The 24,976-nt window shown below is 45.3% G+C and carries 24 protein-coding genes; 23 read left to right on the top strand and 1 reads right to left on the bottom strand.

All coding sequences use genetic code 11. From position 1 onward, the window contains the following. Window positions 1–186: 186 nt before the first annotated feature. Both MKY42_RS30335 and MKY42_RS30330 read left to right on the top strand, forming a co-directional pair. The gene (locus MKY42_RS30335) at window positions 187–1,833 is read left to right on the top strand and encodes a cellulase family glycosylhydrolase (protein ID WP_339847028.1); all 1,647 of its coding nucleotides are present in this window, start codon (window positions 187–189) and stop codon (window positions 1,831–1,833) included. A 204-nt stretch (window positions 1,834–2,037) separates the two neighbouring features. Then, complete coding sequence (locus MKY42_RS30330; RefSeq protein ID WP_063567219.1) at window positions 2,038–2,976, top strand: aldo/keto reductase family protein; 939 nt, start codon at window positions 2,038–2,040, stop codon at window positions 2,974–2,976. A gap of 149 nt (window positions 2,977–3,125) precedes the next feature. On the opposite strand, the gene MKY42_RS30325 is transcribed toward MKY42_RS30330, so the two are convergent. Then, window positions 3,126–4,253 (bottom strand): diguanylate cyclase, encoded by a 1,128-nt coding sequence (locus MKY42_RS30325; RefSeq protein WP_090903404.1) that lies wholly within the window; start codon window positions 4,251–4,253, stop codon window positions 3,126–3,128. Window positions 4,254–4,528: 275 nt separating this feature from the next. Here MKY42_RS30325 and MKY42_RS30320 point away from each other — a divergent pair, with 275 nt between their 5' ends. The 21 genes from MKY42_RS30320 (at window position 4,529) to MKY42_RS30220 (ending at window position 24,752) form a co-directional block, all read left to right on the top strand. Then, the gene (locus tag MKY42_RS30320) at window positions 4,529–4,924 is read left to right on the top strand and encodes a transcriptional repressor (RefSeq protein ID WP_076287495.1); all 396 of its coding nucleotides are present in this window, start codon (window positions 4,529–4,531) and stop codon (window positions 4,922–4,924) included. Continuing rightward, on the top strand, window positions 4,900–5,706 hold the full coding sequence (locus tag MKY42_RS30315; RefSeq protein WP_090903405.1) for a winged-helix domain-containing protein: 807 nt from the start codon (window positions 4,900–4,902) through the stop codon (window positions 5,704–5,706). Before MKY42_RS30320 ends, MKY42_RS30315 begins: the two co-directional genes overlap by 25 nt. A gap of 314 nt (window positions 5,707–6,020) precedes the next feature. Next, window positions 6,021–7,484, top strand: coding sequence for a catalase (locus MKY42_RS30310; RefSeq protein ID WP_090903406.1), 1,464 nt, complete (start codon window positions 6,021–6,023; stop codon window positions 7,482–7,484). Between the two features lie 247 nt (window positions 7,485–7,731). Then, on the top strand, window positions 7,732–8,148 hold the full coding sequence (locus tag MKY42_RS30305) for a BlaI/MecI/CopY family transcriptional regulator (protein WP_076287498.1): 417 nt from the start codon (window positions 7,732–7,734) through the stop codon (window positions 8,146–8,148). Between the two features lies 1 nt (window position 8,149). Beyond that, the gene (locus MKY42_RS30300; protein WP_339847015.1) at window positions 8,150–9,010 is read left to right on the top strand and encodes a M56 family metallopeptidase; all 861 of its coding nucleotides are present in this window, start codon (window positions 8,150–8,152) and stop codon (window positions 9,008–9,010) included. Between the two features lie 40 nt (window positions 9,011–9,050). After that, the gene (locus tag MKY42_RS30295) at window positions 9,051–9,461 is read left to right on the top strand and encodes a DoxX family protein (RefSeq protein ID WP_090903408.1); all 411 of its coding nucleotides are present in this window, start codon (window positions 9,051–9,053) and stop codon (window positions 9,459–9,461) included. A 229-nt stretch (window positions 9,462–9,690) separates the two neighbouring features. After that, window positions 9,691–10,392: a pirin family protein gene (locus tag MKY42_RS30290; RefSeq protein WP_090903409.1), complete on the top strand. Its 702-nt coding sequence runs from the start codon at window positions 9,691–9,693 to the stop codon at window positions 10,390–10,392. A gap of 48 nt (window positions 10,393–10,440) precedes the next feature. Beyond that, a complete protein-coding gene (locus tag MKY42_RS30285; protein WP_090903410.1) occupies window positions 10,441–10,776 on the top strand; it encodes a hypothetical protein in 336 nt (111 codons plus the stop codon). 172 nt (window positions 10,777–10,948) lie between these two features. After that, the gene (locus MKY42_RS30280) at window positions 10,949–11,095 is read left to right on the top strand and encodes a huazacin family RiPP peptide (protein ID WP_177185831.1); all 147 of its coding nucleotides are present in this window, start codon (window positions 10,949–10,951) and stop codon (window positions 11,093–11,095) included. A gap of 67 nt (window positions 11,096–11,162) precedes the next feature. Continuing rightward, window positions 11,163–12,626 carry a radical SAM protein gene (locus MKY42_RS30275; RefSeq protein WP_090903411.1) on the top strand — a complete coding sequence of 488 codons (1,464 nt, stop codon included), beginning with the start codon at window positions 11,163–11,165 and terminating at the stop codon, window positions 12,624–12,626. 11 nt (window positions 12,627–12,637) lie between these two features. Continuing rightward, on the top strand, window positions 12,638–13,879 hold the full coding sequence (locus MKY42_RS30270) for a radical SAM protein (protein ID WP_090903412.1): 1,242 nt from the start codon (window positions 12,638–12,640) through the stop codon (window positions 13,877–13,879). A 43-nt stretch (window positions 13,880–13,922) separates the two neighbouring features. Next, window positions 13,923–15,548 (top strand): ABC transporter ATP-binding protein, encoded by a 1,626-nt coding sequence (locus tag MKY42_RS30265; protein WP_339847003.1) that lies wholly within the window; start codon window positions 13,923–13,925, stop codon window positions 15,546–15,548. A 329-nt stretch (window positions 15,549–15,877) separates the two neighbouring features. After that, the gene (locus MKY42_RS30260) at window positions 15,878–17,338 is read left to right on the top strand and encodes a spore germination protein (protein ID WP_257031992.1); all 1,461 of its coding nucleotides are present in this window, start codon (window positions 15,878–15,880) and stop codon (window positions 17,336–17,338) included. Beyond that, window positions 17,295–18,542: a Ger(x)C family spore germination protein gene (locus MKY42_RS30255; protein WP_090903415.1), complete on the top strand. Its 1,248-nt coding sequence runs from the start codon at window positions 17,295–17,297 to the stop codon at window positions 18,540–18,542. Before MKY42_RS30260 ends, MKY42_RS30255 begins: the two co-directional genes overlap by 44 nt. After that, window positions 18,535–18,756 (top strand): hypothetical protein, encoded by a 222-nt coding sequence (locus MKY42_RS30250; RefSeq protein WP_090903416.1) that lies wholly within the window; start codon window positions 18,535–18,537, stop codon window positions 18,754–18,756. The genes MKY42_RS30255 and MKY42_RS30250 overlap by 8 nt, the downstream gene beginning before the upstream one ends. Window positions 18,757–18,809: 53 nt before the next feature. Next, window positions 18,810–20,015, top strand: a complete 1,206-nt coding sequence (locus MKY42_RS30245) for an endospore germination permease (protein WP_339846998.1) — start codon at window positions 18,810–18,812, stop codon at window positions 20,013–20,015. Window positions 20,016–20,144: 129 nt separating this feature from the next. Then, window positions 20,145–20,981 carry a uroporphyrinogen-III synthase gene (locus MKY42_RS30240; protein ID WP_090903418.1) on the top strand — a complete coding sequence of 279 codons (837 nt, stop codon included), beginning with the start codon at window positions 20,145–20,147 and terminating at the stop codon, window positions 20,979–20,981. Between the two features lie 252 nt (window positions 20,982–21,233). Next, window positions 21,234–21,956 carry an SDR family oxidoreductase gene (locus tag MKY42_RS30235; RefSeq protein ID WP_339846991.1) on the top strand — a complete coding sequence of 241 codons (723 nt, stop codon included), beginning with the start codon at window positions 21,234–21,236 and terminating at the stop codon, window positions 21,954–21,956. A 35-nt stretch (window positions 21,957–21,991) separates the two neighbouring features. Continuing rightward, window positions 21,992–22,630, top strand: a complete 639-nt coding sequence (locus tag MKY42_RS30230; RefSeq protein WP_090903419.1) for a ThuA domain-containing protein — start codon at window positions 21,992–21,994, stop codon at window positions 22,628–22,630. Between the two features lie 73 nt (window positions 22,631–22,703). Then, entirely contained in the window at window positions 22,704–23,081 is a 378-nt protein-coding gene (locus MKY42_RS30225) for a phasin family protein (protein WP_090903420.1), read from the top strand. After that, window positions 23,082–24,752 carry an AarF/ABC1/UbiB kinase family protein gene (locus MKY42_RS30220; RefSeq protein WP_179262685.1) on the top strand — a complete coding sequence of 557 codons (1,671 nt, stop codon included), beginning with the start codon at window positions 23,082–23,084 and terminating at the stop codon, window positions 24,750–24,752. It abuts the gene before it with no gap. The last annotated feature ends 224 nt before the right edge of the window (window positions 24,753–24,976 follow it).

Below are 24,976 nucleotides of genomic sequence, written 5' to 3'. Positions count from 1 at the left end.
TAAAGGGTTTAACGTTCAACATAATGTAATCGATTTCACTATCCCTTGGTTGTGATAAATAGCGGGGTCATCTTTGGATCGTACCGCTCGTACCCGCTGTTTCTATAGCATTACGTTACTCGTCGTGAGTGCTGCATCCTGGTTCAGTCATACCTCAAAATATGACCATTTAAGGGAGGCGTCAACATGTTGAAGAAGAGCACCATCATGCTATTGTGCAGCTGTCTGCTGCTTGGACTGCTGGCTTCGGCCGTAGGTTCACCGAAGGCAAGTGCGGCTTTTGGACCAGGGGATTTCCTGAAGGCTAACGGGACAGTTGTCCGTAATAATTCGGGTACAGGCAGCGTGGTAAACCTGCGTGGAACAAATTTGGGTGGGTGGCTGCTGCAGGAAGAATGGATGACGCCATCCGGCGCGGTAGATGAATACACGCTGCGTCGCACGTTGACGAATCGTTTTGGAGAATCGGGTGCACAGAGCCTGATCAATGGATATCAGGACAACTGGATTCAGGCTGGTGATCTGGATAACATCAAGAGCTGGGGCATGAACGTTGTGCGTGTGCCGATCTATTGGGAGGATTTTATGAACACCAGCGGTGTCATGAAGCCTGATTCGGTTACGTTCCGCAAGCTGGATTGGCTGATTGATGAAGCGGGCAAACGGAACCTGTATGTCATTCTCGATCTGCACGGTGCACCGGGAGCAGCCTGTCCATGGCATTCCTGCGGTCAGGAGAATTCTAACCAACTGTGGACCAACTCTACATACCAGAACTGGACGATTCAGATCTGGGAACGGATGGCGACACGTTACAAAGACAATCCAACCGTTGCCGCGTACGACCTGCTCAATGAACCTCTCGTAACGATGGGAACAGGTGAAAATGCAGCTCAAATCAAACAAAAAATGGATTTCTATGACCGGATGTACAAAGCCGTCCGTGCCAAGGATGCCGATCACATGATCATCATCGCGGCATTCTTCGACTGGTGGGCAGCTTCACCACCCACAACTTATGGCTGGACGAATGTGATGTATCAGACGCATCATTATCAATTCACGGATTATAACAATTGGGATCTGACCAATTCGGAGATGGATCGCTGGCTGAAGGATATGGCGTCCTATCAGAAGAATTGGAACGTTCCGGTGTTAGCGGGCGAGTTCTCGTTTGGTCAGGATGATCTGACCGAGAAGTGGCTGTCTGGTCTGAATGCACTGAATGCTTCATGGACGAACTGGAGTTATAAGGTTAAAGGGGGCGGAACCTGGGGCTATTACAATAATAACAACAATCCGGCACCTAACCTGAATACGGACAGCGCGGCAACGATTGCTTCCAAATGGAGCAAGTTCACAACGGCGAACTTTGCCTCTAATACCTCGTTCCAGAATGTGGCCAAGAAGCATACGGGAACGGCTCCCTTCACAGAGACATGGTCCAGTCTGAAAGCCAACGCCAATGGCACTTTTGTCAGCGCAGAGAATGGCGGTGCAGATGCTCTGGTAGCCAATCGGGACACTGCCGGACATTGGGAACGATTCAAAATCATCCAGAATTCAGATGGAACGGTATCTTTGCTGTCGATGAGCAATATCAAATATGTGCAAGCTGATTTGAATAATGGCGGGCGCTTGATTGCCTCAGCCACGTATCCATCTACATGGGAGAAGTTTACCCGTGAAGAGCTGGGCGGGGGACTGGTTGCCTTTAAATCCGTGGCGAACGGTAAATATGTCAGTGCAGATCTGAATAACGGGGGCGTACTGTACGCCAATCGTAACGCCGTGGGCGGAGCATGGGAACAATTTATCGTAACAGCTAACTAAGTCAAACTAGCGTGCATTCATTAGAATGTGGTGACTAGGTAATATTTAATGTGCATCGTGGCTCCGCTCATGCAGCGGAGCTTTTCATATGCAACCTTATCTATTTGCCAAATTCTTCACCAAAGCCCTTTTAATCCGAGCCGAATACGATACAATAGAAAGGGAACTTCATCATTAATCAGTTTAGAGGAGGATGTGCATTCAATGGAATACCGTAGATTGGGTGGAAGCGGACTGAAAGTAAGCGAGATCAGCCTGGGTAGCTGGCTGACATACGGAGGATATGTGGAACGTGAAAACGCGGTGAAATCAATTGAAGCCGCATTCGATGAAGGTATCAACTTTTTCGATACAGCCAATGTGTACGAGCGGGGTGCAGCAGAGGAACTGCTGGGGCAGACGTTGAAAGCGTATTCCCGCGATTCATATGTGCTAGCAACCAAGGTTTTTGGCAAAATGGGTGACGGTCCAAATGACCAAGGGTTATCCCGTAAACATATTAAGGAACAATGCGAAGCCAGCTTGCAACGGCTGGGTGTTGATTATGTAGACATATATTATTGCCATCGCTATCATACCGAAACACCGATTGAAGAGACACTGCGAGCACTGGACGATCTGGTGCGTCAAGGCAAGGTGCTCTACGTAGGTGTTAGTCAGTGGACCGCGGCACAGATGGAAGCTGCGTTGGGTACCGCTGATCGCCTGCTGCTGGATCATATCGTGGTGAACCAGCCGGTATACAACATGTTTGACCGTTACATTGAAAGTGAAATCATTCCGCTGGGTGAGCGTAAAGGTATTGGACAAGTCGTCTACTCCCCGCTGGCGCAAGGCTTGTTGACCGGGAAATACACTTCGGTGTCCGATATTCCTGAGAACAGCCGCGCAGCGAAGCTTGGCTGGGATGAAGGGAAAATTAACGCTGATCGGATCGGCAAGGTTCGCCAGTTGATTGAAGTGGCGGACAAGCTGGACCTGAAGGTCGGTCAATTGGCTCTGGCGTGGATTCTGCGCCAAAATAACGTCTCCAGTGCGCTTGTAGGGGCAAGCCGCCCTGAACAGGTGAAAGAGAACGCAGCCGCTTCCGGTGTGAAGCTGGATGCTGCCATCGTTGAAGAAATCGAACAAATCTTAGCTTAAGGCAAACTCAGTCATACTCGACCGCACAGGTGGCTCTTGTACCCGTAAGCGAGTTGAGTTGAATGATTGCAAAATGGGTGAGATAAGAAAGAAAGGGATGTCCTGGATAACCTAATAGGCTGCGGGAACATCCCTTTTTGGGTTTGAGATTAGAATGGGCTTTGGCTGCCGGAGAGTGACCTGGAACGCAGCGGAATGGCACATACCCGGTTCCGTCCTGTATTCTTGGCTTCATATAATGCACGGTCTGCCTGTTCAAAGAAATCGTTATCATCCCGGTCGTCACAGTGATCTGGAAAAACAGCGACTCCGATCGAGATGGTCAGCCGGATTGTATTGCCATCAGGCAGAGCGAAATGGTATTTCTCAACCGATTGTCTGATTGACTCGGCAATGGCCAAGGCCTGATGATGACCACAATCGAGCAATAGTATAGCGAATTCCTCGCCTCCGTTTCGAGAGACGATATCCGCCGAACGGGAATGCTCAATGAGCAATTGTCCGAGCTGTTTCAGGACCGCATCACCTGAAGTATGACCGAAGGTATCATTTACTTTTTTGAACCGGTCAATGTCGATGACCAATAGCGATAGTTTTTGCTTGTACTCACGTGCCCGTTCCAGTTCAAGCTCAAGTGATTTCTCAAATTGCCTGCGATTACTGAGGTTGGTAAGATGGTCTGTGGTTGCTTTTCGTTCGAGCAGGAACAACATCTCATTGGATTTATTAATGAATTCTGCGATGAAATAAATAAAGATTCCACCGACAAAAGAAATGGTCATCTGTAACGGATATACTTTCATTAATGAGTTCATGCTGGTTGTATTCAGCATCAGGATCACAAAGATCAGCGTCATACCCAGCAGGTTCATGGTAATAATCTTGGTTAATCGGGACCAGGGAGCATAGGCAAAATATACACCGGACAATCCGATGATTGTCATGACAAATGCTGCATCGATGGCAGCAGAGGACATTCCAAACATGACAATACGCAGGATGGAAATGACGAGCCCCGAGATGACAGAAGCTAGTCCTCCTAAATATACGGCTGCTGTGACGATAGCCAAATGACGCAAATCCACAATGGTCGTTTCATTCAAAGGAAAGGAATAGTTCATCAGTACAGTTCCATAGATCCCGAACAGCAGACCACCAATCATCTGAATACGCATTGAGGGAAAGGGAACACGGATACGATAGAATTTGGCTACGATTCCGGACACATACATGAACGTGATCATAACACAGAGATTGACAAAAAACGTGCTTAGCAACCAGCATCCCCCCTTTAGCGCACATTACTATATTTTAGCTGAAAAGCAGTCTAGTAGCGAACCATATTATCCCAAATGGGAGAGGTGGATACGGAGAAGAGCCTTGGTTATCGCTATTCATGAATAAAATAGTCGGATATTGACTTCATTATACAATGAGATTTATACTTAATCTAAATCAAAATTGATTTTGATATTTCCGGGAATCATAGCAATCAGCAGATTGCTGTGTCATCTTATATACTATTGAATGGGTAAATAAAGGAGAATTGCTGGTGAGAACTCTAAATCTGACGATACAGCGTCAAGCTGTTTATGATGTAGTCCGTCATTCGGAAGACCATCCAACGGCAGCAGAAGTGATGAACCGTCTGGTGGAGCAAGGTTATAATTTGGCTTATGGTACAGTATATAATTCGCTCCGATATTTGACAGATAAAGAATTGATTCGAGAGCTCAAGTTGGGCGAGACAGCCAGTCGTTATGACGCCCGCATGGACGAACATCAACATATTATGTGTGAAGTATGCGGCAAGGTGGATGAAGTCATGACGGAAGTTCCTCCGCAATGGATGAAGCAAGTCGCGGAGGAAACCGGATATGCGATTGATCACGCTCATGTGGTCTTTGGAGGTGTCTGCGCGGAATGCAGAAACAAACGGGTCAAGTAAAAATCAACCTGTCCGGTCGTCGTTTGCCGCTCCGGGTCAAGCCTGCCCTGACAGATCCAACTCCTCTTGTGGATAATTGCCCGGTTACAAGACGGGTCATTCTGATCAGTCCGATGCCCGGCCAAGTACATGAGCTGGTTAAGGCACTTACGGATAGCTGCTTCGATGTGCTGGTGTTCCACCGCTGGGAGCCTGATTTGCATGAACGGCTTGTATTTGATCTGTTGATCTATGACCTGTCTGTTGCTGGAACGATTGATGCTTTTGCGGGCATCAGCAGCCGTTTGAATCGTGAAGCGGAACATGCAACACCCTGTCTGTATCTGGTGGGGGAGAAGATGATTGGCAGTGCCAGTGGCCCGATGCTTCAGGAGGAATTACTGGTCTGGCCGGCACGTCCGCAGGAAGCGTTGTATCGTGTGCAACGCATGATTGGTAATAGCCCTGCAGCACCGAAACGCGGATTTCTTCCACAGGAAGGCCAACGCATCGGGTTCAAGGATCTATGGCTGGATCGTGAGCGGATGAGTGTGCACCGGAATAATGACCGCATTCACCTGACCAAGACAGAGTATGATCTGCTGCTGAAGCTGATTGATGCCAAAGGTGCAGTGATTTCCCGTGAGGAGATGCTCAGCGATATTTGGGAGACTGATTTTACGGGTGGAAGCAATGTGGTGGATGTTCATATCAAAAGCTTGCGCAAAAAACTTGGCGATAACGCGGCTTCGCCTCAATATATCGTAACGGTAAGAGGAGTGGGCTACCGCCTGGCGGATTAGTCCGCTTTTTTTTGTGCACACATGATGCTGTTCATGTCACTCCTATGCGGGTATATCCAATAGATAGAGTAGATCAAACCATTTGGAATGGATCAACGCTCATTTTTCTCCAAGCTGATGTTCATGTTTCATTCATGAAACGGGCGAGAAACTCATCTTAATCTCATACGAACCTCATGCAAGAGGCAAGTGGGACATGTTAGAATCATTTTAACAGTTAGATCAAGTCTAAATGTATATTTAAACCGATGGTGAATATGATTTTAATAGAGTATATACAGCAGGCATGAGACCAACATAAGGAGGATAACGATATGACAGAACGCTTGACAACCAATCAGGGCGCACCCGTAGGTGACAACCAAAACTCCCGTACCGCAGGAAGAAGAGGCCCCACATTACTTGAGGATTATCATCTGCTTGAGAAGATCGCACACTTTGACCGTGAGCGTATTCCGGAACGGGTCGTTCATGCGAGAGGTGCCGGTGCACATGGCGTGTTTACACTGGAGAAGAGCATGAAGGCTTATACAACAGCGGACTTCTTGCAAGAACCAGGCACTGAGACGGATGTACTGGTGCGGTTCTCGACCGTCATTCACGGTACAGGTTCACCGGAGACAGCACGTGATCCACGTGGATTTGCCGTGAAGTTCTACACCCGAGAAGGGAACTATGATATTGTGGGGAACCACTTACCCGTCTTTTTCATCCGCGATGCCATAAAGTTCCCGGATATGGTTCATTCCCTGAAGCCTGCGCCGGATACGAATATCCAGGACCCTGCACGCTACTGGGACTTCATGACACTATCTCCCGAGTCGACTCATATGATGACCTGGTTGTTCTCCGATCTCGGCACACCAGCAAGTTATCGTGAAATGGATGGATTCGGCGTACACGCCTTCAAATGGATTAATGCTCAGGGGCAAGTCCATTATGTGAAATACAAGTGGGAATCGGCTCAAGGCGTACGAGGCTTTTCGCGTCAAGAGGCGGCTGAGGTGCAAGGACAGGATTTCAACCATGCCACCCGGGATTTGCACGAGCATATCAAAAACGGTCAATACCCGCAGTGGAAGCTGCAGGTACAACTGTTGAAGCCGGAGCAGATGGATGATTTCGCCTTCGATCCGCTCGACCCAACCAAGACTTGGCCGGAAGATGTACTGCCATTCCAGACGATTGGAACCATGACGTTGAATCGTAATCCACAGAACTTCTTCGCAGAAGTGGAGCAGGCAGCTTTTTCACCAAGCGCTCTGGTGCCTGGGATTGAGCCTTCTGAGGATAAATTGCTGCAAGGCCGTCTGTTCTCCTATCCGGATACACAGCGCCACCGGCTTGGACCGAACTATTTGCAGATTCCGGTGAACTGCCCTTATGCTCCGGTTCGCAATCATCAGCGTGATGGCCTCATGAATGTGAATCAGGACCCGTCTCCGGTAAACTATGAACCGAACAGCTCGGGCAGCAGCCCGGAGGAAGCACCTGAATATCGCGACAGTCAAGCTCCGTTACAGGGTCATGTTACGCGTGAGAAAATTGAGAAGACCGATAACTATACGCAGTCAGGGGAGTTGTTCCGTTCATTCACGGCGGTTGAGCAGGAGCATTTGCTTGATAACCTGATCAATGACCTGAAGGCCGTACCGGAACAGACCCAGCTGCGTGCCTTGTGCCATTTCTTCCAGGCAGATGGACAGCTCGGTGGTCGTTTGGCCCATGGACTGGGTGTGGACATCTCCGCATTTATGCCATCACAGGATCGTAAATAAATAAAGCACTGATTTCATCATTATTTCAGAAATGAATAATCGATTTATGAATGAGGCCGGGTGGGACTGCAGAATAGCAGACCTCCCGGTCTTTAGGCATTTTTTTACTTATAATCAGACCTTGTGCATCCAAATAATATTCTGAAATGGAAAACATATTTACAAATCATTTACAATAAATAGCTGACATAGAGGTTGACTTCTCGTTTGTTGGCACTACAATGGGTAGTGTGAGGGGTGTCTGAACATGAGAATACACAATTTTAAAGTGGGTGAGCGTGGGCTGAACCGGTTTTTCGGTCCGCTGGAGGCGAAGATCATGGACATTTTATGGGCGCGCCCAGGCAGCAGCATTCGCGAAGTGCAAACCGCACTAGAAAAAGATAAAGACGTTAATTTCAATACAGTCATGACGGTGATGAATCGTCTCGTGGACAAGGAGCTGCTCCACAAGTCACAGAAGGGCCGAACGTCACTGTACCATCCGGTGCAGAGCAGGGAGGAATTTATGAACGACCAATCCAAGGAATTGTCACATGAGCTGGTGGATGAATTCGGGGTACTTGCTGTGAATCACATGCTGGATGCGCTGGATGAAGCAGATGCAGGGTTGATTGAGCGTCTGGAGCAGAAGATTAAGCAATGGAAAAAGGATAGCGATTGACATGTGGAAGGCCCGCTCGAAGCTGTTGTTTACCGTCGGGTTTGGCATTCCGTTATTCGTGTTCATGCAGATGTTCATGTACGCGATGTACAAAATATTCGGTTGGGACATTCCGTTTAACTTGCTCTGGCTATGTAATCACTGGATGAGCAGGCTGGGCTGGTTATCCATAGGGCATGTTCTTATGGCACTGGTGCTCCTGACGTTTGCTGGTACAGGCTGGCTGCTGTTTGATCGTATGATCAAGACACGTGCAGCGGTACGGAAGCTTCGGTCAATGGAAGATAGGTCCATGTCTCGGAAACTTGAGGCGAGGTACCGTCATCTGAGACAACCTGGATTCATTGTGGTGGACAAGCCGTCTCCAGTGGCATTTACGATTGGTTTGTGGAAACCCTGTATAGTGCTTTCCACAGGCCTGCTCACGATGCTGGATGCTGAAGAAGAACGAGCGGTTGTGTACCATGAGGTGCATCATCTGTGGCATCGTGATCCACTCAAGACGACATTGCTGTCGGTATTTTCCGTCATGATGCCTTATATTCCGGTGTTGAAGCATACTTCAAAACAATACAGTATCATTAGAGAAATTCTGGCTGACAATGAAGCGATTGAACGTACAGGGAACGCTGCGGGCATCGGTAGTGCACTGCTCAAACTGATCCGGGCTTGCCCTGAACCTTGGAGAATCAGAGAGACAGCTATACAATCATCTTTTGCCGATACTTCGGTGAATGTGCGGATTTCCCGTCTATTAGACCCGGAACAGGATGTTACGCTGACGCTTCCCCGCTATGCGGTATTTATTTCTGCCACAGTGATCCTGCTGCTGTCTGTCTTGTTCGTTTGGTCAATTGGGTGAAATGTAACGTTGAACTTAAACTCCAAGGAGGAAGATGAATATGAATAGAAGTGTGGAGATTGGCTTGTTTTTCTCAAGGATCATGATTGGTCTCATCTTTGTATTACATGGTTGGAGCAAATTCGAAGGTGGAATTAGCGGTACAGTTGGTTTCTTTGAAAGTATCGGCATTCCTGGTTTTCTCGCATCGGTTGTCGCAATCATTGAGCTGGTGGGTGGTGCAGCCATGATTCTGGGATTGGGAACACGTGTATTTGCTGCATTGTTCATCGTCGTGATGGGCGGGGTTCTGCTTACTGCCAAAGTGGGACAGCCGTTCTTGAGTGGTACCGAATTCGATTACCTGCTGCTGGCGGGTTCATTGACACTACTCTTTACAGGCAGCCGTTTTCTGGCGGTGGATCATTTCTTCTCCAGACAAGGGAACGCTCGGCAGAACGTTAGTGCATAACATATCTATTATCATCCAATAGGGATGGATAACAAGTTCATTCAAGCAGGTAATCCTGCATACAAGCCTTTTCTCGCGAGTTCGGAATACGCGTAATTATTCGTGTGAACCGTTCGAACCGGGAAAAGGCTTTTTGATTTTGTTTTGGACGACTAGCCCATCGATTTGGTACAATGAGAATAAGTATGCTACTAAGAAAAAATAAGAGAACATATAGGAGGATGCCTTTATGATTAACGTCATTCCATCCGATTCCCGCTCCAGCTTCGACCGGGGCTGGCTGCGCGGCAATCACAGCTTTTCCTTTGGTGAATATCAGGACCCGGAGAATACTGCGTTTGGACCCATGCGGGTAGCTAACGACGATATAATTGCTCCTGGTCGTGGTTTCGGGGCACACCCGCATAGTGATATGGAGATTGTGTCTATCGTGCTGAACGGGAAGCTGCGTCATGAAGATAACCTGGGCAATGTGGCTGTTACATCATTTGGTGGAATTCAGCGCATGTCAGCAGGCAGTGGCATGATCCATACCGAACACAATGCCTCCGATTCTGAAGAAGTGCGTATACTTCAGCTCTGGTTCATGCCACATACGAAAGGGCTTGAGCCTTCTTATGAGACAACTTCTTTTGATACAGACGCGCTTGCGGGAGCACTGGTACCTGTGGTATCCCCTGAAGGTGGGGCGCGTATCGCATCCATTCAACAGGATATGACCATCTATCTTGGCCGATTGGCTGCAGGCCAGACATTAACATATGAACAGGCGGAAGATCGCCGCATGTACATTTTTGCTATTGAAGGCAAGCTTGGCTTGAACGGAGAGTATCAGCTAAATGAAGGAGATACGGCTCGTGTGGAACAGACGACATCCATGAATCTGGATGCAAGCGAGGACGCTTTCTATATGTTGATCGATCTGCCCTAGATTACTGAAATGCAATGAAACTCCAAGATCAAAGGAGGATGTACTTTTATGACGCAGCAGGAATGGTTCATGGTTAAGCATGCAGTGACTGGACGAGGGCTGGTGAACAGCAAAACAGATTCGATGTCCTATCGCTATCAAAAAGAAGGCACCGGATTTGTTTTTACCGTTACGGGTCTGGAACAACAGGTGGTAGATAGCATTATGGAGCTTAGACAGGAGCTCAACGTGTTTCGCTTTGTACAGCGTAAAGATCAGCCCTTGGTGAAGCATTGGTATTACGTTCAGGGAGACCGGGTGCAGTACGATGGAGAAAGCCAAACATTGACGATATATGCGGAATCGGAGATTCGCTATGTTCCTGAAGATTATTTTGCCGACTAACTAAAATAATGAACAAAAAAATGGCTCTTAAATCCACTAGGGCCATTTTTTTATTCTATTTGATTATAATTGATAAAATGTAAAAAAAATCATAGTTCAAGTAAATGGTTGGTTGTAAAATTATAACCAGAAATTGCAATTTCTTTGATTAAATTTACTTATATTAAATAAAATGAGAGGAGTGTTAAGTGTGGCTGTATTATTTTGTCAAGTGAAGTGTGTAGGTACCTGTGCAGCAGCTTGTGCTGCTGACCTAGTATCGCCGGTTGCAGATGTGTTTGGCTTTGCTGCAGGGGAAGCAAGATTTTTTAGCATGTAATATGGAGGCGTAGGAACGTTGTGGGCCCGGCGTTCCTTTTCATGATTGTCTTAAAGGAGGAGCATAGATGATTACATTTCTATCTAAACCGCTACTTTTTAAAACAGAGAGTGCTCATTATTGTTTTGATAACAGTACGAGAATTGTAATACCTTTACAACAAAAAGAACAAGATTTTCTGCAAAGAATGGATTGTGGATCTCAAGTGGAGAATTCGTACTTTCTTCATAATAACCTCAAAAGCCTGCTGGCTAAAATAAAGAAGTACAATCTGTTTCAAACGGATTTTCACATGCCTTACATAGACAAAGCATACATTGAAAACAAACTGGAGACAGAGGGAATTGCCCACTTATGTCTTATAGTTACAGATTCCTGTAATTTGAGATGTAAGTATTGTATCTACTCTGACCATTACCTTTTTACAAAAGGCTATTCAAATAAGTTTATGGACTCTTCTACTGCCTTCAAAGCAGTGGATTATTTTATGCATGTAAATCTAAAGAGTATTCAAAATAACCCCAATCTAAGTATTTCTCTCGGATTCTATGGAGGAGAACCACTGTTAAATTGGGAATTAATGAAAGGAACTGTTGAATATGTGCGAAATAAATATACGGAATTTTTTAAGAATATTAGCTTCTCGTTAACAACAAACGCTTCCTTGCTAACTGAGTCCAAGATACGTTATATGTTGGAGAATAATTTTTCAATATCAGTTAGTTTAGATGGTGATCGTGAAAATCATGATAGGAATAGAGTTACGCTTAACAATAAGGGAACCTTTGATTTGGTCTTCAAAAAATTGAATTTATTAGAGAAAATGTATAGAGAATACTTAGACAAAGGAGATACACCACTTCCTTATGGGATTCTAGTTACTTTTGACAATTTGACTCATTTTAAACAATTGGACGATTTTTTTGAAAAAAACAAAGAAATGGATATCCGCATTCAGAGAGTTAATAGGGTAAGTGATTTAAATACTGAGTACTATAATGGAGTATCCCAGTCAGACCAGAGTCATCTGAAAGAAAGAGAGCGATTCATTAGAGACTTGATTGAAGCTAGTAAGTGTGAAAGGTTTGAATCTGAGGCAACAAATTTTTCAAAAACTATATTGAAAAGTATTATATTTGAACCGATGATGAATCTCGCCTACAACGATAATCTCATGCGAGGAGGTTGTATACCAGGTATTCATAAACTTGCTGTAGACTCTGATGGGAAGTTTCACATGTGTGAAAAGATTAATCCGCATTATCCTGTTGGAGATGTCAATACAGGATTGGACTTCTCAATGCAGGCTAAATATATGAACCAGTTTTTTGAAAGCCTCAGTGAATGTAATAATTGCAACCTGAAGAACATATGTAATCTGTGCTATGTTACAACGGAAACAGATGGTAATGGCTTTAAACTTAAAGAAAATTTTTGCAGGAAATTTAGAGAGGGCATTCTAAATTCTTTGTCTACTTATTATTCAATCATGGAGACTAATCCAAATCTGTTCATGGAAATAAGAGAGTAGGTGGTGAGTCGATGTACTTTAAATTGAATCCGGAAATTATAATAGTAAAGGAACTGGATCAATACACTTTAACGGATCTCATATCAGGAAAGAAAGCATATTTTAGAGGGAACGACATGATGGCATTCGAAGAATTATTAAGTGATAGAGCAATCGATTTGGATTTACCTGAAGACCATATACTTCATAACTTACTAGAACAGAATTTGGGATCAATATTTGAAGGGAAAGTATTTGTGGAAGAAATAAAGACAACCCGAGTAACAACATTGAAATACGATAAATTGGTACCGTTCCATTTGAATCGAATTGTTATTGAATTAACGGGGGAGTGCAACCTTAACTGTAAATTCTGTACCGAAAGTACTATTGTGTATAGATCTTGTGGCTGTAAAAAATGGCCGAATGAACAGAAAATGAGTTTTGATAAGTGGAGGGATGTACTGAAACAGGCTATTAAACTAGGGATTAAGGAGTGTTTCATTTCAGGAGGAGAACCTCTTGTTGAGAAAGAACTTCTACAAAAAGTAATCTCATTTCTGACTATGCACAGCATTAATATAACTTTGTTTACAAACGCTACAATGCTTGAACAGGATATGATTCACTTTATCAAACGGAATAACGTTTCACTCGCACTTCAGTTGTTTGGAGATGATGCGGAAGTATACACAAGAGTTACCGGAGATGAAGAAGCCTATGGGAAGGTTAAGCGGGCTATGGAGATTATCGTAAAAGAACAGATACCCTATACTACTTCTGTAATTGTATGCTCATTAAATGAGGAGTCTGTAAATAGAATTAATAATAATAGTAATGAAAACTTGCAAAAAATATATATATATCCATCTAATGATTTTTATTCACAGAAATATCTACAGGAAATGTACAGTCCCTTGAGTAGAGAATTTCCAATCAACATTCAGTCAGTACCGTACTTAAAAAAATATAATAACTGTCTATATGGACAAATATTTGTTTCCTCCGAAGGACAGGTCTATCCATGTATGATGATGAGACAATTCAAGTTGGGGGATTTACGCTCTGAGTTATTATGGGAAATATTTTTCCGCAAATCCCATAAACCATTCTGGGAAATGTCTAAAACACAAATTGAAGGTTGTTCAGATTGTCCAAAAAACTTATCTTGTTTTGATTGTAGAGCTTTAGATAGCTTTAAATCCGAAAAATTAAACGGCATGTACTATTGTGAGCGTTTGAATACAGGGGTTAAAACTTGTGAACTGAAGTGAGGTATCTGGGATGGGCGATTATATGAAAGTTCTCTTTGTCTATATGAAGCAATTTAAAGGTAAGCTGATGATAGCTGTTTCATTGCTCATTGTTCTTTCGGCATTGTCTGTTATACCAGCTTTGCTTATAAAAAATATATTTGACAAGGGGATTTCACAGAGTGATTTTGGTTATGTCGTCCGCTTGGGGTTAATTCTAGCCGTCATTTATATTGTTAAAAGCACTTTGAACTATTTATCTAATGTGGTATTTACTAATGTTAGCCAAAATATTCTTCTGAATCTTCGTACAGACATATCTTCGAAACTGCTTAATTCACCAATGGACTTTTTTGGGTTATATTCAAGTGGGTATTTGACATCCAGACTGAATGAAGTTAATGCTATTGGTGGCCTCATTTCAGCAAACACATTTAAAGTCATACTAAGTTTTTTTGAATTGATTGCAACGTTCATTATCCTTATTAACATCAACATAAAATTAACATTAATTCTGTGTCTGCTGATGCCGGTATATTACTTCATATCTAACCGATACCTGTTATCCATACACCGTATTTCTTTAGACGCTGCAGAGAAGAGTTCAATCCTTAATGAAAAGATTCAGCAGTCAGTCCAGGGAATCGAAGAGGTTAAGCATCTTTCAGTAGAAGACAAGGAAACGAAAAAAATCAATACGGCTACTAAGGATTTGGTGAATACAAGTATTAAGCAATCTATTCTTTACTCCGTTGGTATTGAACTAATTGTCCTGTTAGGAACACTATCTTCTGTACTCTTAATTATCCTTGGGGGAAGAGATGTAATTACAAGTGGGATGACACTCGGGGGATATATGGTGTTTATGAATTACTTACCTAAAATGTATGCACCTGTTCAAAGTATATCAACAACTGCTCTGACGATACAGCCAGCATTAGCCAGCCTGAAAAGATTGCATATTTTCTTGGACCAGGTCGGTGAGTATGATGATGATAAGAACAAAGTAGACTCTATTCACAAAGTTGAATTTCGAAATGTGTCATTCCGGTATAATGAGGAACAAGAACATGTTATTAATAACGTTAAATTCAGTCTTAGTTCCGGGGATAAACTTCTCATTAAAGGGGAGAATGGCTCCGGGAAAACAACCGTTTTCAGGCTAGTTACGGGGCTTTATCAGCTCAAAGAGAACAACGGCGATATTCTGATCAATGGTGTGTCTATCCGTACACTTGATAGACGTTCTCTTCGTAAAAAAGTGGCTGTAGTTTCTCAAAAAATATATTTGTTCAATAATACAATCGAGAACAATATAAAATATGGAGCAGAACATATTGAAGTAATGGAGTATGAAAAAGTGCTTCGAATTACGGGGCTGGACAGGATTATGGAGTCGTTCCCGGAGAAGAATAACAAAATGATTGAAGAAAATGGAAAGAATTTATCGGGAGGGCAAATTCAAAGAATTGCTATTGCGAGAGCCTTATTGAAAGGGGCAAGTGTCTTGCTTTTTGACGAAGCAGTCTCTCACATGGATCATGAAGGGAAAAATAGCATCAAGGAATTGATCCAACATCAGTTGTCAGATCACATCTGTCTGATTATAGACCATGGCAAGGAATTTGATGATGTATGTAACAAGGAACTGATGCTGGAGAAACCGACGGCAATTCATTCGGAAGTTTAAAACTGGAAAGATAAAGAGCCCTATTTAAGGGCTCTTTTTGCATACTAGGTCAGCCATAATAGTATTGCTCACTGCTTACTGTACTTTAATAATTCACTTTCCGAGGAGAAATGTGTTCAACAAGATTCGAAAAAAAAGACCACATAATTCCGCATGATCTGGCACAAGCTACCTTGTATAAAAAAACAGGAACGGAGGGGCGGCATATGGCAGACAAAACATCAGGGAAAGATGGTTCCAAGGATTCAGAAAAGAAGAAACACATCCCCTTGGGGCTGCCGTCTCCCCCTATTCTGAGGCAACCGATAGGACTTTCACATGAAAGCCATATGTTGGCACTGGAAGACATTTTCTCAGATTGCTCGGATGTGATCTTCCGCAATGTCAAGATTTCACCTGAAGTGGAAGGTCTGTTGGTGTACATCGAAGGCATCGTGAATTCGACGGATATTCAGGATCATATGCTTCGGCCTTTAATTCGTGGTCTGGTCGAGCAACGTACGGATGAGCCTGCGTCTCCTCTGGATGATACACGTATCGCCCTGACGCAGGTGAAGAAAGTAGATACCTGGGCGGATGCAGCGGATGGGGTGCTGGAATCCTCCGCGCTGCTGTTGATCAACGGAAGTAAGCAGGCTTGGCTATTTAACGTCAAGGGCGGCGTCCGGCGCGGTGTCGAGGAACCCCAGACCGAGTCGGTTATTCGTGGACCACGCGAAGGCTTCACCGAGACATTGCGCGTCAATACGGCTTTGCTTCGTTTTAAGCTGAAAACTCCTGCACTGAAGATGTTAAGCATGACAATTGGAACCGAAACCAAAACCAATGTAGTACTGACCTACATCGACGATATTGCCGATCCCAAACTGATTAAGGATGTCAAAAAACGACTCAATAAAATTAAAATTGATGGCATTCTGGAAACGGGATATATAGAGGAACTTATTGAAGATCATCCATATTCTCCTTTTCCGCAGATGCATTATACCGAACGTCCGGATACGGTGGCGGGCAACCTGTTGGAAGGTCGGTTTGCCATTTTTGTAGATGGCAGTCCGTTTGCCCTTATTGCGCCAGTGACCATGTGGCAGATGCTTCAGGCCAGTGAGGATTATTACGAACGGTTCTTCATCAGTAATCTGGTGCGATGGATTCGATTTCTGTTTGTTGCCATCGCGCTATTTCTACCTGCGCTTTATATCGCGATTACAACGTTCCATCAGGACATGCTGCCCACGACTCTGATCCTGAGCATTGCCGGGGCAAGGGAAGCCATTCCATTCCCTGCACTCGTTGAAGCCCTCATTATGGAGCTGTCATTCGAGGCTTTGCGAGAAGCGGGGGTCAGGTTACCCAAAACGGTAGGTCAGGCCGTCAGTATTCTGGGGGCACTTGTGATTGGACAGGCAGCGGTTCAGGCGGGAATCGTGTCCGCGCCCATGGTTATTATCGTATCCATGACAGGGATTGCGTCATTCACGATCCCACGTTTTAACTTTGCCATTACGGTACGTTTATTGCGTTTCCCGATCATGCTGCTTGCTGGTGCGCTTGGCTTGTATGGCATTGTAATCGGACTGGTGTTGATCTCCGTACATCTAACGCAAATGACCTCTTTTGGGGTGCCTTATCTGTCAGGTCTCAGTCCCTATAGCAAGACGGATACCAAGGATATTGTGATTCGTACACCATGGTGGAAGATGATCCATCGTCCATCAACGGTTCATCGTGACCAGCAGCGGATGAATGAAAAGATTAACGGTTCTCCTGACGCTGAGGAAGGGTGGTGAGCGCATGGTTCTCATCCGTAAACGACGTGCGATAGCCGTACTGCTCCTATGTACTATGTTCATATCGGGATGCTGGGACCGGAAGGAAATTAATGATATCGCTTTTGTGATTGGAATTGCTATCGACAAAGAAAAGGACAATTACAGGTCCAGCCTTCAAATTGCTCTTCCAGGCCAATCTGGTTCTTCTGGAAGTGAAGGAGGCGGCGGAGGCACAAGCGGGGATAAATCGTGGTTTATGTTGTCTAATACAGCCAAAACCTTGCGCGGAACATCCGTTGAAGGCCAAAAGTCACTCTCTCGTGAACTATATTATGCCCATCGGCGGACCATGCTGATTGGTGAGGAACTCGCACGAGATGGTGTGGCCCCCATGCTTGATTTACTAACACGTTATCCGCTTAACCGGCTTTCAGCGTTACCCATTGTGACTAAAGGATATGCATACAAAGTGCTGGATACTGACGCGCCAATCGAAAAATTCCCTTCCGAAATGGTACGCGAACTGTGCTTTCTGAATATGCGCAAACCGCGTTCACTCAAGACATTCACGGATGCGATTCTTTCCGAAGGAGTAGATCCATTTCTTCCGGTTGCTTCGACTGCTGACAATGTACCGGGCAACTGGAAGGACGTCAAGACGAACATCAAGTTGGATGGAATCGCCATCTTTAAGAAGGACAAACTGATAGGCATGATTGAAAAAGAACCTGCTGGTGCACTTATACTGGCAATGGGTGAAGCCAACGAACCAGAAGTGATGGTCAAGGCTCCGCGTGGAAAAGGTGATATTTTCATCAAATTGAACGAAAATAACTCTTCATTGCATCCTCATGTTGAAAACGGAAAAGTCACGGTGACGATCGAGCTGTATGCGAAGGGTGTCTTGGTAGATAACGAATCCAATTATGGTGATTTGCGAGACCAAGAAATGAAGAGCCTTACTCAGGCCCTTCATAAGAAAATCGAAGAGGACATTAAGGAAGGGGTCAGACTGATTCAAAAACAATATCCTGCGGATATTTTGGGTCTGGGCCGTTCCATTCATCAGCAACTCCCCCAGGAATGGAAAAAAATAAAGGATCGCTGGGATGATATTTATCCAGATGTAAAGGTAATCGTAGTGCCACATATCCTTATTGAAAATGTAGGGGTTATCAATAAACCGATTGGATTACAAGAGGAGGATATTGTCCATGATTAAGCCGCTGCTCTTCACTTATTTGGGTATGGTTATTGCCGTAATCATCATGGACTTCAAACATGTGAAGCAGGCAGCGGCCATTAATCGCTGGTTATCCTACGGACTGATCGCTGTCAGCGCCGGAATTTGGTTTTATGTAACCACCTTGAGCAAAACCGTCTTTGTCTCCACATGGATTACCCAATTGGTTCAACGTTGGCTACCGTTACCGTAAGGTTATCTAACGAATTTTGAAGCATAAATGATCAGACAGAAAGGAGGTATTCCATGAATCAAAATGTGACCAATCGTCAGTTGGTGCTGCTCATCATGCTGCTCAGCATTACAGGTACGTTGATGCAGCCCCATGCACAAGCCATTTTTTATGCTGAACAGCACGCTTACTTATCTTATATACCTGTGTTTCTTGTCATGGTGGCATCCCTATGGATGTTAAGCCGTGTTCAGCGACGGTTCCCCGATCAGGATCTGTTTGAATCTCTGGTGGAGCGATTCCCTTTTTTTGGTCGTATGACAGGTATAATGTATATCCTGTTTTTCCTCTTTATATTTGCCCGCGATATCCGGCTAATTGGTGACTATATAAGCATTACCTTGCTGGAGACGACCCCGATTTCCATCATTGTATTGACCCTCTTGGTCATGGCTGTCTTTATCGTGAGGGGAGGGTTGGGATCCCTAATAGGAATGTCCGAGCTGTATGTTACATTGTTTGTGCTGAATTCATTAATTTTGCCATTTATGCTCATTAAGCAAATTAACATGGACAATCTCATGCCGTATTTTGACATCGATGTTGCTGGTGTTGGAAAGGGAAGCTGGTACATATTTTCCTTTTTTGGTGAGATGATTGCCATCCCATTTGTAGTTAAAGGCAGTGATTTTCGATTCAAGTCAGTCATGGGAGGGATTACGTTCGCAGCCCTGTTAATGATGCTGATTATCATCGAAACTATCTTGGCGGTGGGGGTACCCATCGCATCCAGACTGGTATATCCCTCCTATGAGCTTGCAAGACAACTGCAAATCAGTGATTTCCTTGATCGGTTTGACCTTGCATTAGCAGCGGTAACGCTACCTACGTTAATTACAAAGATTGCATTTGACCTGTATTTTGTATGTTGGGGCCTGAAACGAATGATTCCGAAGGTCTCAGGAAAAGTCATGACAGGGCCGGTTGCGTTGATCGGGTTTGTCTGCGCCTTCTGGTTTTTCAAAAACGCCGTTCAGCTCTTCCGCTTTACACGGGAATGGACTTGGATTGGGATTCTGTTCGAGGTGCTGTTACCCATCATCATTTTCATATTCCTTCGTCCCCGCAAAAAGGGGATGAACGACCGGAAGGCAACGGATGGCACAAAGCCGAAGCAGCACTCCAACGAGGAGAAATCAAACAAAACATCACAGGAACGAGATGAATCTGACAAAGGGAAACGGGAAGGACATCAGGGTGGAGAACTACAGCCTTCCTGATATATTCCATCAAAAATCGTTATAGATGAACCGCCGAAAAGAGGGGAAACTCGGTTTCCCTCCATAGAAGTACCCTGTATACTGTAGTCAGACTGATGACATTCGGCTGAATAAACGGGGGGAACATGGATGGCTCAACATTTGGCAGGTATACGCGTAGCATTGACAGGACCACGAAAATCCAAAGAGATGTCCTTGCTGGTTGAGAAATTGGGCGGGATTCCACTAGTCCGGCCTGCACAGGGAACTGTTTTTCTGGACGATCGTAACATTCGGGATGGTCTGGTATCCTGGATATCCGATCCACCAGACTGGACGGTATTAACCACAGGTATGGGATTGGATGCTATTTTTGATATGGCTGAGGATATGGAAATTGCTGATCAATTGCTGGACGTATTATCGGCATCCTTGATTGCCGCAAGAGGGTACAAAACGGTTAATGCACTCCGAAAACGTAAACTGACCCCGCTGGTGCGGGATGATGATGGCAGTACAGACGGGCTGATTCGTGAATTCGCGCCTCATGAACTTGCGGGACAGAAGGTCATGTTGCAACTGCACGGGGAAACTGCGCCCAAGCTGGTCGGGTGGCTGGAGGAACAAGGGGCTCAAGTACGTCAGGTGCTTCCATATCGTCACGTTCCGCCCGAAGAGGGCGAGCTGGAACAGTTGTTGAATGAGATTTTGCTGCATGAGGTCGATGCTGTCGCGTTTACAAGCGGACCACAAGTGCGGTTTTTGGTTGAATATGCGGCGTCAAAGGGCAAGCTCGAAGCCATGCAGGAAGCCTTCCGGCAAGGCGTGGTGCCTGCTTCAGTGGGCAGGGTTACGGCAAACGCGATGCGTGAAGAAGGTATTGAGGCGCTCGTGGTCCCGGAAGATGAGAAGATGGGGGCACTAATCGTTGAACTGGGGCGTTATTACGCTGCCCAATCTGCGGACAAGGCCCATCTTCTGCAATAAGATGTGAAGCCGCCTGGACTCCTATTGAAGTGTTAAATGAAACGCATGTAAGATGCCAAATGGTTCCCGGTTCTGGTCTGATATATGGATCAGAACTTTTTTATATTTTCTATAAGCTGAACGACTCTGATTCATGGTAATTCACCTGAGACTTTGGTCGTGAAGTTAGTTGTACCCATTCATAATTAAAGGTTTTTGGATAATAATGTGGAATGAATTAAAGACAGATTAAGCTTGTGAGGGAGGGACAGCATGATGAAAACCGTATGTGTTACCGGGGCGGCACGTGGACTGGGACTGGCTCTGACGGCACAAATGCTGAAGAGAGGTTATATCGTTTATGCGGCAGGGTTGGACATGGAAAAGTCCGAAGGGATTCGTCTTCTGACGGATGCCTATCCTAAACATTTGCGCGCCATCGAACTCGACATTGCGGATGATCTGTCCGTAGCTTTGTTCACGGAAACACTGAAGCTGGATACAGAGCATTTGGATATGCTTATTAATAATGCGGCTATACTAGGAAGTATTACGGATCATATCCGCGGACCGTTAAACATGGCGGAGATGGCAGAAGTATTTAACGTCAATACTTTGGGAACATTGCGCGTGACTCATGCCCTGCTGTCCCTCCTGCTTCAAGGGGAAAACAAGCTGATCGTCGATATCTCTTCGGAGGCAGGTAGTATTGAGCAGTGCAGCCGGGATGGATGGTTTGCCTATTGTATGTCCAAATCAGCGTTAAACATGCAGGCTCGCCTTGTGCATAATGGTCTGAAGAACGAGGGTGGACAAGTGATGCTGATTCATCCCGGGTGGGTACAGAGTTATATGAGCGGGGAATTGAATACCGCTGCAGACCTTACGCCAGATCAATCGGCTCAGCATATCACAGCACTCATTGATCGCCATAAGGAGTTCATGGGAGATCAGCCCGCGTATGTAGATTACAAGGGGGAAGCCCTTCCTTGGTAATTCTGTTCTAGGTAATTTGAAAGGAGTTTTTATTGATGGATCATCGTAAAAAAGCGTTGTTACTTGGTGATTATACTCATCCGGACTGGCATCCGCTGCAAGGAGTGGATGCGGAGATCAGTCGGATTTTTCACGATACTATGACTGTGCAGTGCAGTGAGAATCGCAACATGCTGCTGCAAGAAAATATAACCGGATTTGACGTGTGTATCTCTTACATGGACGATTGGAAGGGGAAAGTCTCTCCACAGCAGACAGCGGGCTTATTGTCCTATGTTAGTAATGGAGGTGGACTGGTCATCATACATAACGGGATTTCGCTCCAGAATCGTTATGAGCTGAAACAGATGATCGGTGCCAAATTCCTGCATCATCCACCTTATGCACCACTGGAGTTCACAGTAACGACAGAGAGTCATCCAGTGACGGAAGGCATATCGGGATTTACGATGGAGGAAGAGCCTTATCAGTTCGAGTTTGGTTCATTTGCCGAAACGAAAGTTCTGCTGGAGTATCAATCCGAAGAAGGGCCAAAGCCCGCAGCTTGGGCGCATAGATACGGCATTGGACGCATTGTTTACCTGATGCCAGGACATCATGTACCTTCGTTTGCACATGAAACCTATCGTCAGTTGATTTTGCAGGCAGGAAAATGGGCTGCACGTTACGTATAGCGGGACCGTTTCTTTTGTGTGCGGATGAATTAAGGGTATACTATAGAGATCAACGAAGAGGAGGATGACAAGAATGAGCGATTTGTTCAAAAAGGCAATCTCGTTAGGGCTCGGTCTTACTGTTGTAAGCAAGGAGAAAATTGAGAAAACCGTGGATGATCTGGTCAAGCGTGGGGAACTGGCGCCTGGTGAATCCAAAGCGTTGGTCGAACGCCTGATGGAACGGGGCGATGAAGAACAGGGCCAGTTCAAAAGAATGATTCATGAACAGGTTAAGCGCGTCCTTCAGGAAGTGGGCGTTCCATCCGAGAGTGATGTAACCAGATTGGAACAGCGTGTTGCCGTCCTTGAGAAAAAGCTTGCAGAACTGGGTCACACACCACAGCTTCAACCTGATGTATCCCCAGCTCCACTTGAAGTTCCTCCTCTCAAAGGAAACGAGATCGAGTAGATGGCTGTGCGAATCAAACATGTCGGCAGATACCGGGAAATTGCCATGGCGCTGGTGCGTCATGGCTTCGGTTATATGGTCGAGGAGCTGGGTTTGTTCCAGTTGCTGGCCTTACCCCGGCGGTGGATGTCGCGTGAAGCCCACACCACCAAGACGCTGAGTGAACGCATAAGACTCGTGCTGCAGGAGCTGGGGCCGGCTTTCGTCAAGCTGGGGCAACTGGCAAGCACAAGGGCAGATTTGCTGCCCGAGTCTGTGATCCGGGAATTGGTGAAGCTGCAGGATCAGGTCCCGCCGTTTTCCTCGGAGACGGCACGGGGTATTTTGGAACAGGAATTGGATACACCGCTGGAGGACATCTTTTCCCGGTTCGAGGATACCCCTGTGGCTGCGGCTAGTATTGGACAGGTGCATCTGGGCAAACTTCGAAGCGGTGAGGCCGTAGCTATTAAAATCCAACGGCCCGGCATATCGCGTATTGTTCAGCGCGATCTGGATATTTTACGAGAATTGACTGCGATGGCGGAGAAACGCTGGGATTGGGTGAAGCAATATCAGATCCCGCAAATGGTAGAAGAGTACGCCCAGGCACTAATGGCCGAGCTGGATTATACAGTCGAGGGCCGTAATACGGAGAAGATTGCACAGCAATATCAACAGGATAATAAAGTGAAAATACCAGTGATCTACTGGGATCAAACTTCCTCTCGTGTGCTCACCATGGAGTACATCGAAGGCATCAAGCTGAATGACCGTGACGAGTTGATTAAACGTGGGCATGATCTCAATAACATTGCTCAGCGACTGGTAGATTCATTGTTGAATCAGATTTTCATTCATGGATTCTTTCATGCCGATCCACATCCGGGCAACCTGATGGTGTTGAAGGATGGCAGGCTGGCCTTTATCGATTTCGGCATGGTGGGCAGTCTGAGTGATGAGATGAAGCAGCATCTGGCTTCGCTCATTATCGGATTGATGCGCAAAGATACGGACAGCATGATCCGGGCAATTGAGAAGCTGGGCATGATGCCGGATGATATGGATCTGCGAGGGCTTCATAGCGATCTGGACAAGCTGCGCAGCAAATACTACGATATTCCCTTTTCCAAAATAAGCGTGGGTCAAGCACTGAATGATCTGTTCGGTGTGGCCCAGCGACATCGGGTCGTGATGCCTGCCGACATTCTTCTGCTAGGGAAATCGCTGCTCACCATGGAAGGTGTCATCGAACATCTCGATCCTTCCTTAAGTATCGTGGACATGGCCGAGCCATTTGGTCGAAAGCTGATCAAGGAACGTTTCAATCCTGGGAGGATCAAGAATCGTCTGTTCCGCAGTGCGGCGGATATGGCCGAGAGTGTCATGGGTCTTCCGGGACAGTTAAGACAGATTTCATCAATCATCAGCAAAGGAAAGCTGCGGTTGGAGGTCAGCGTACCTGAACTGGAAACACTCCTGCGCAGGCTGGACCAGATTAGTAATCGGCTGTCTTTCAGTATTGTACTGCTGGCATTTTGTATCATTATGGTCGGGTTGATTATCGGTTCTTCGATCAGTCACCAGTCCACCATGCTATGGGATATTCCGGTCATTGAGATTGGTTTTCTGGTAGCCATTCTGATGGTGGCCTTCCTGCTATATTCTATATTTAAATCGGGGAGATTTTAGATTAGTAACAAGACCCGTAAAGAGACTTTTTAAAAGGATCTTTGCGGGTTATTTTTATTTGTGAAAGGGAGAGGTTTGTTTGTCTAGCAATTACAGGAATCTTGGCTATGTTTTATCTGGTAAGCTATTTATTAAACAAAAACCGTCGGGCTAAAGGATAGAGTCGCAACCAATTTTTATGAGAATAGTTTGTTTAAGAACAGAGTATTTCCGAGTTAAATAAC

Source organism: Paenibacillus sp. FSL W7-1088, assembly GCF_037969855.1.
Classification (GTDB): domain Bacteria; phylum Bacillota; class Bacilli; order Paenibacillales; family Paenibacillaceae; genus Paenibacillus.
Note: the sequence above shows the minus strand (reverse complement) of the source record. Positions and strands in the feature narration are given on the sequence as shown.

Coding starts and splice junctions, on each gene's coding strand:
- MKY42_RS30220 (WP_179262685.1), top strand. CDS start 23,082: ATGGCTGTGCGAATCAAACATGTCGGCAGATACCGGGAAATTGCCATG.
- MKY42_RS30275 (WP_090903411.1), top strand. CDS start 11,163: ATGATTACATTTCTATCTAAACCGCTACTTTTTAAAACAGAGAGTGCT.
- MKY42_RS30250 (WP_090903416.1), top strand. CDS start 18,535: ATGATTAAGCCGCTGCTCTTCACTTATTTGGGTATGGTTATTGCCGTA.
- MKY42_RS30230 (WP_090903419.1), top strand. CDS start 21,992: ATGGATCATCGTAAAAAAGCGTTGTTACTTGGTGATTATACTCATCCG.
- MKY42_RS30335 (WP_339847028.1), top strand. CDS start 187: ATGTTGAAGAAGAGCACCATCATGCTATTGTGCAGCTGTCTGCTGCTT.
- MKY42_RS30290 (WP_090903409.1), top strand. CDS start 9,691: ATGATTAACGTCATTCCATCCGATTCCCGCTCCAGCTTCGACCGGGGC.
- MKY42_RS30295 (WP_090903408.1), top strand. CDS start 9,051: ATGAATAGAAGTGTGGAGATTGGCTTGTTTTTCTCAAGGATCATGATT.
- MKY42_RS30280 (WP_177185831.1), top strand. CDS start 10,949: ATGAGAGGAGTGTTAAGTGTGGCTGTATTATTTTGTCAAGTGAAGTGT.
- MKY42_RS30305 (WP_076287498.1), top strand. CDS start 7,732: ATGAGAATACACAATTTTAAAGTGGGTGAGCGTGGGCTGAACCGGTTT.
- MKY42_RS30310 (WP_090903406.1), top strand. CDS start 6,021: ATGACAGAACGCTTGACAACCAATCAGGGCGCACCCGTAGGTGACAAC.
- MKY42_RS30300 (WP_339847015.1), top strand. CDS start 8,150: ATGTGGAAGGCCCGCTCGAAGCTGTTGTTTACCGTCGGGTTTGGCATT.
- MKY42_RS30255 (WP_090903415.1), top strand. CDS start 17,295: ATGAAAAGATTAACGGTTCTCCTGACGCTGAGGAAGGGTGGTGAGCGC.
- MKY42_RS30260 (WP_257031992.1), top strand. CDS start 15,878: ATGTTGGCACTGGAAGACATTTTCTCAGATTGCTCGGATGTGATCTTC.
- MKY42_RS30225 (WP_090903420.1), top strand. CDS start 22,704: ATGAGCGATTTGTTCAAAAAGGCAATCTCGTTAGGGCTCGGTCTTACT.
- MKY42_RS30315 (WP_090903405.1), top strand. CDS start 4,900: ATGCAGAAACAAACGGGTCAAGTAAAAATCAACCTGTCCGGTCGTCGT.
- MKY42_RS30245 (WP_339846998.1), top strand. CDS start 18,810: ATGAATCAAAATGTGACCAATCGTCAGTTGGTGCTGCTCATCATGCTG.
- MKY42_RS30330 (WP_063567219.1), top strand. CDS start 2,038: ATGGAATACCGTAGATTGGGTGGAAGCGGACTGAAAGTAAGCGAGATC.
- MKY42_RS30240 (WP_090903418.1), top strand. CDS start 20,145: ATGGCTCAACATTTGGCAGGTATACGCGTAGCATTGACAGGACCACGA.
- MKY42_RS30270 (WP_090903412.1), top strand. CDS start 12,638: ATGTACTTTAAATTGAATCCGGAAATTATAATAGTAAAGGAACTGGAT.
- MKY42_RS30285 (WP_090903410.1), top strand. CDS start 10,441: ATGACGCAGCAGGAATGGTTCATGGTTAAGCATGCAGTGACTGGACGA.
- MKY42_RS30265 (WP_339847003.1), top strand. CDS start 13,923: ATGAAGCAATTTAAAGGTAAGCTGATGATAGCTGTTTCATTGCTCATT.
- MKY42_RS30235 (WP_339846991.1), top strand. CDS start 21,234: ATGATGAAAACCGTATGTGTTACCGGGGCGGCACGTGGACTGGGACTG.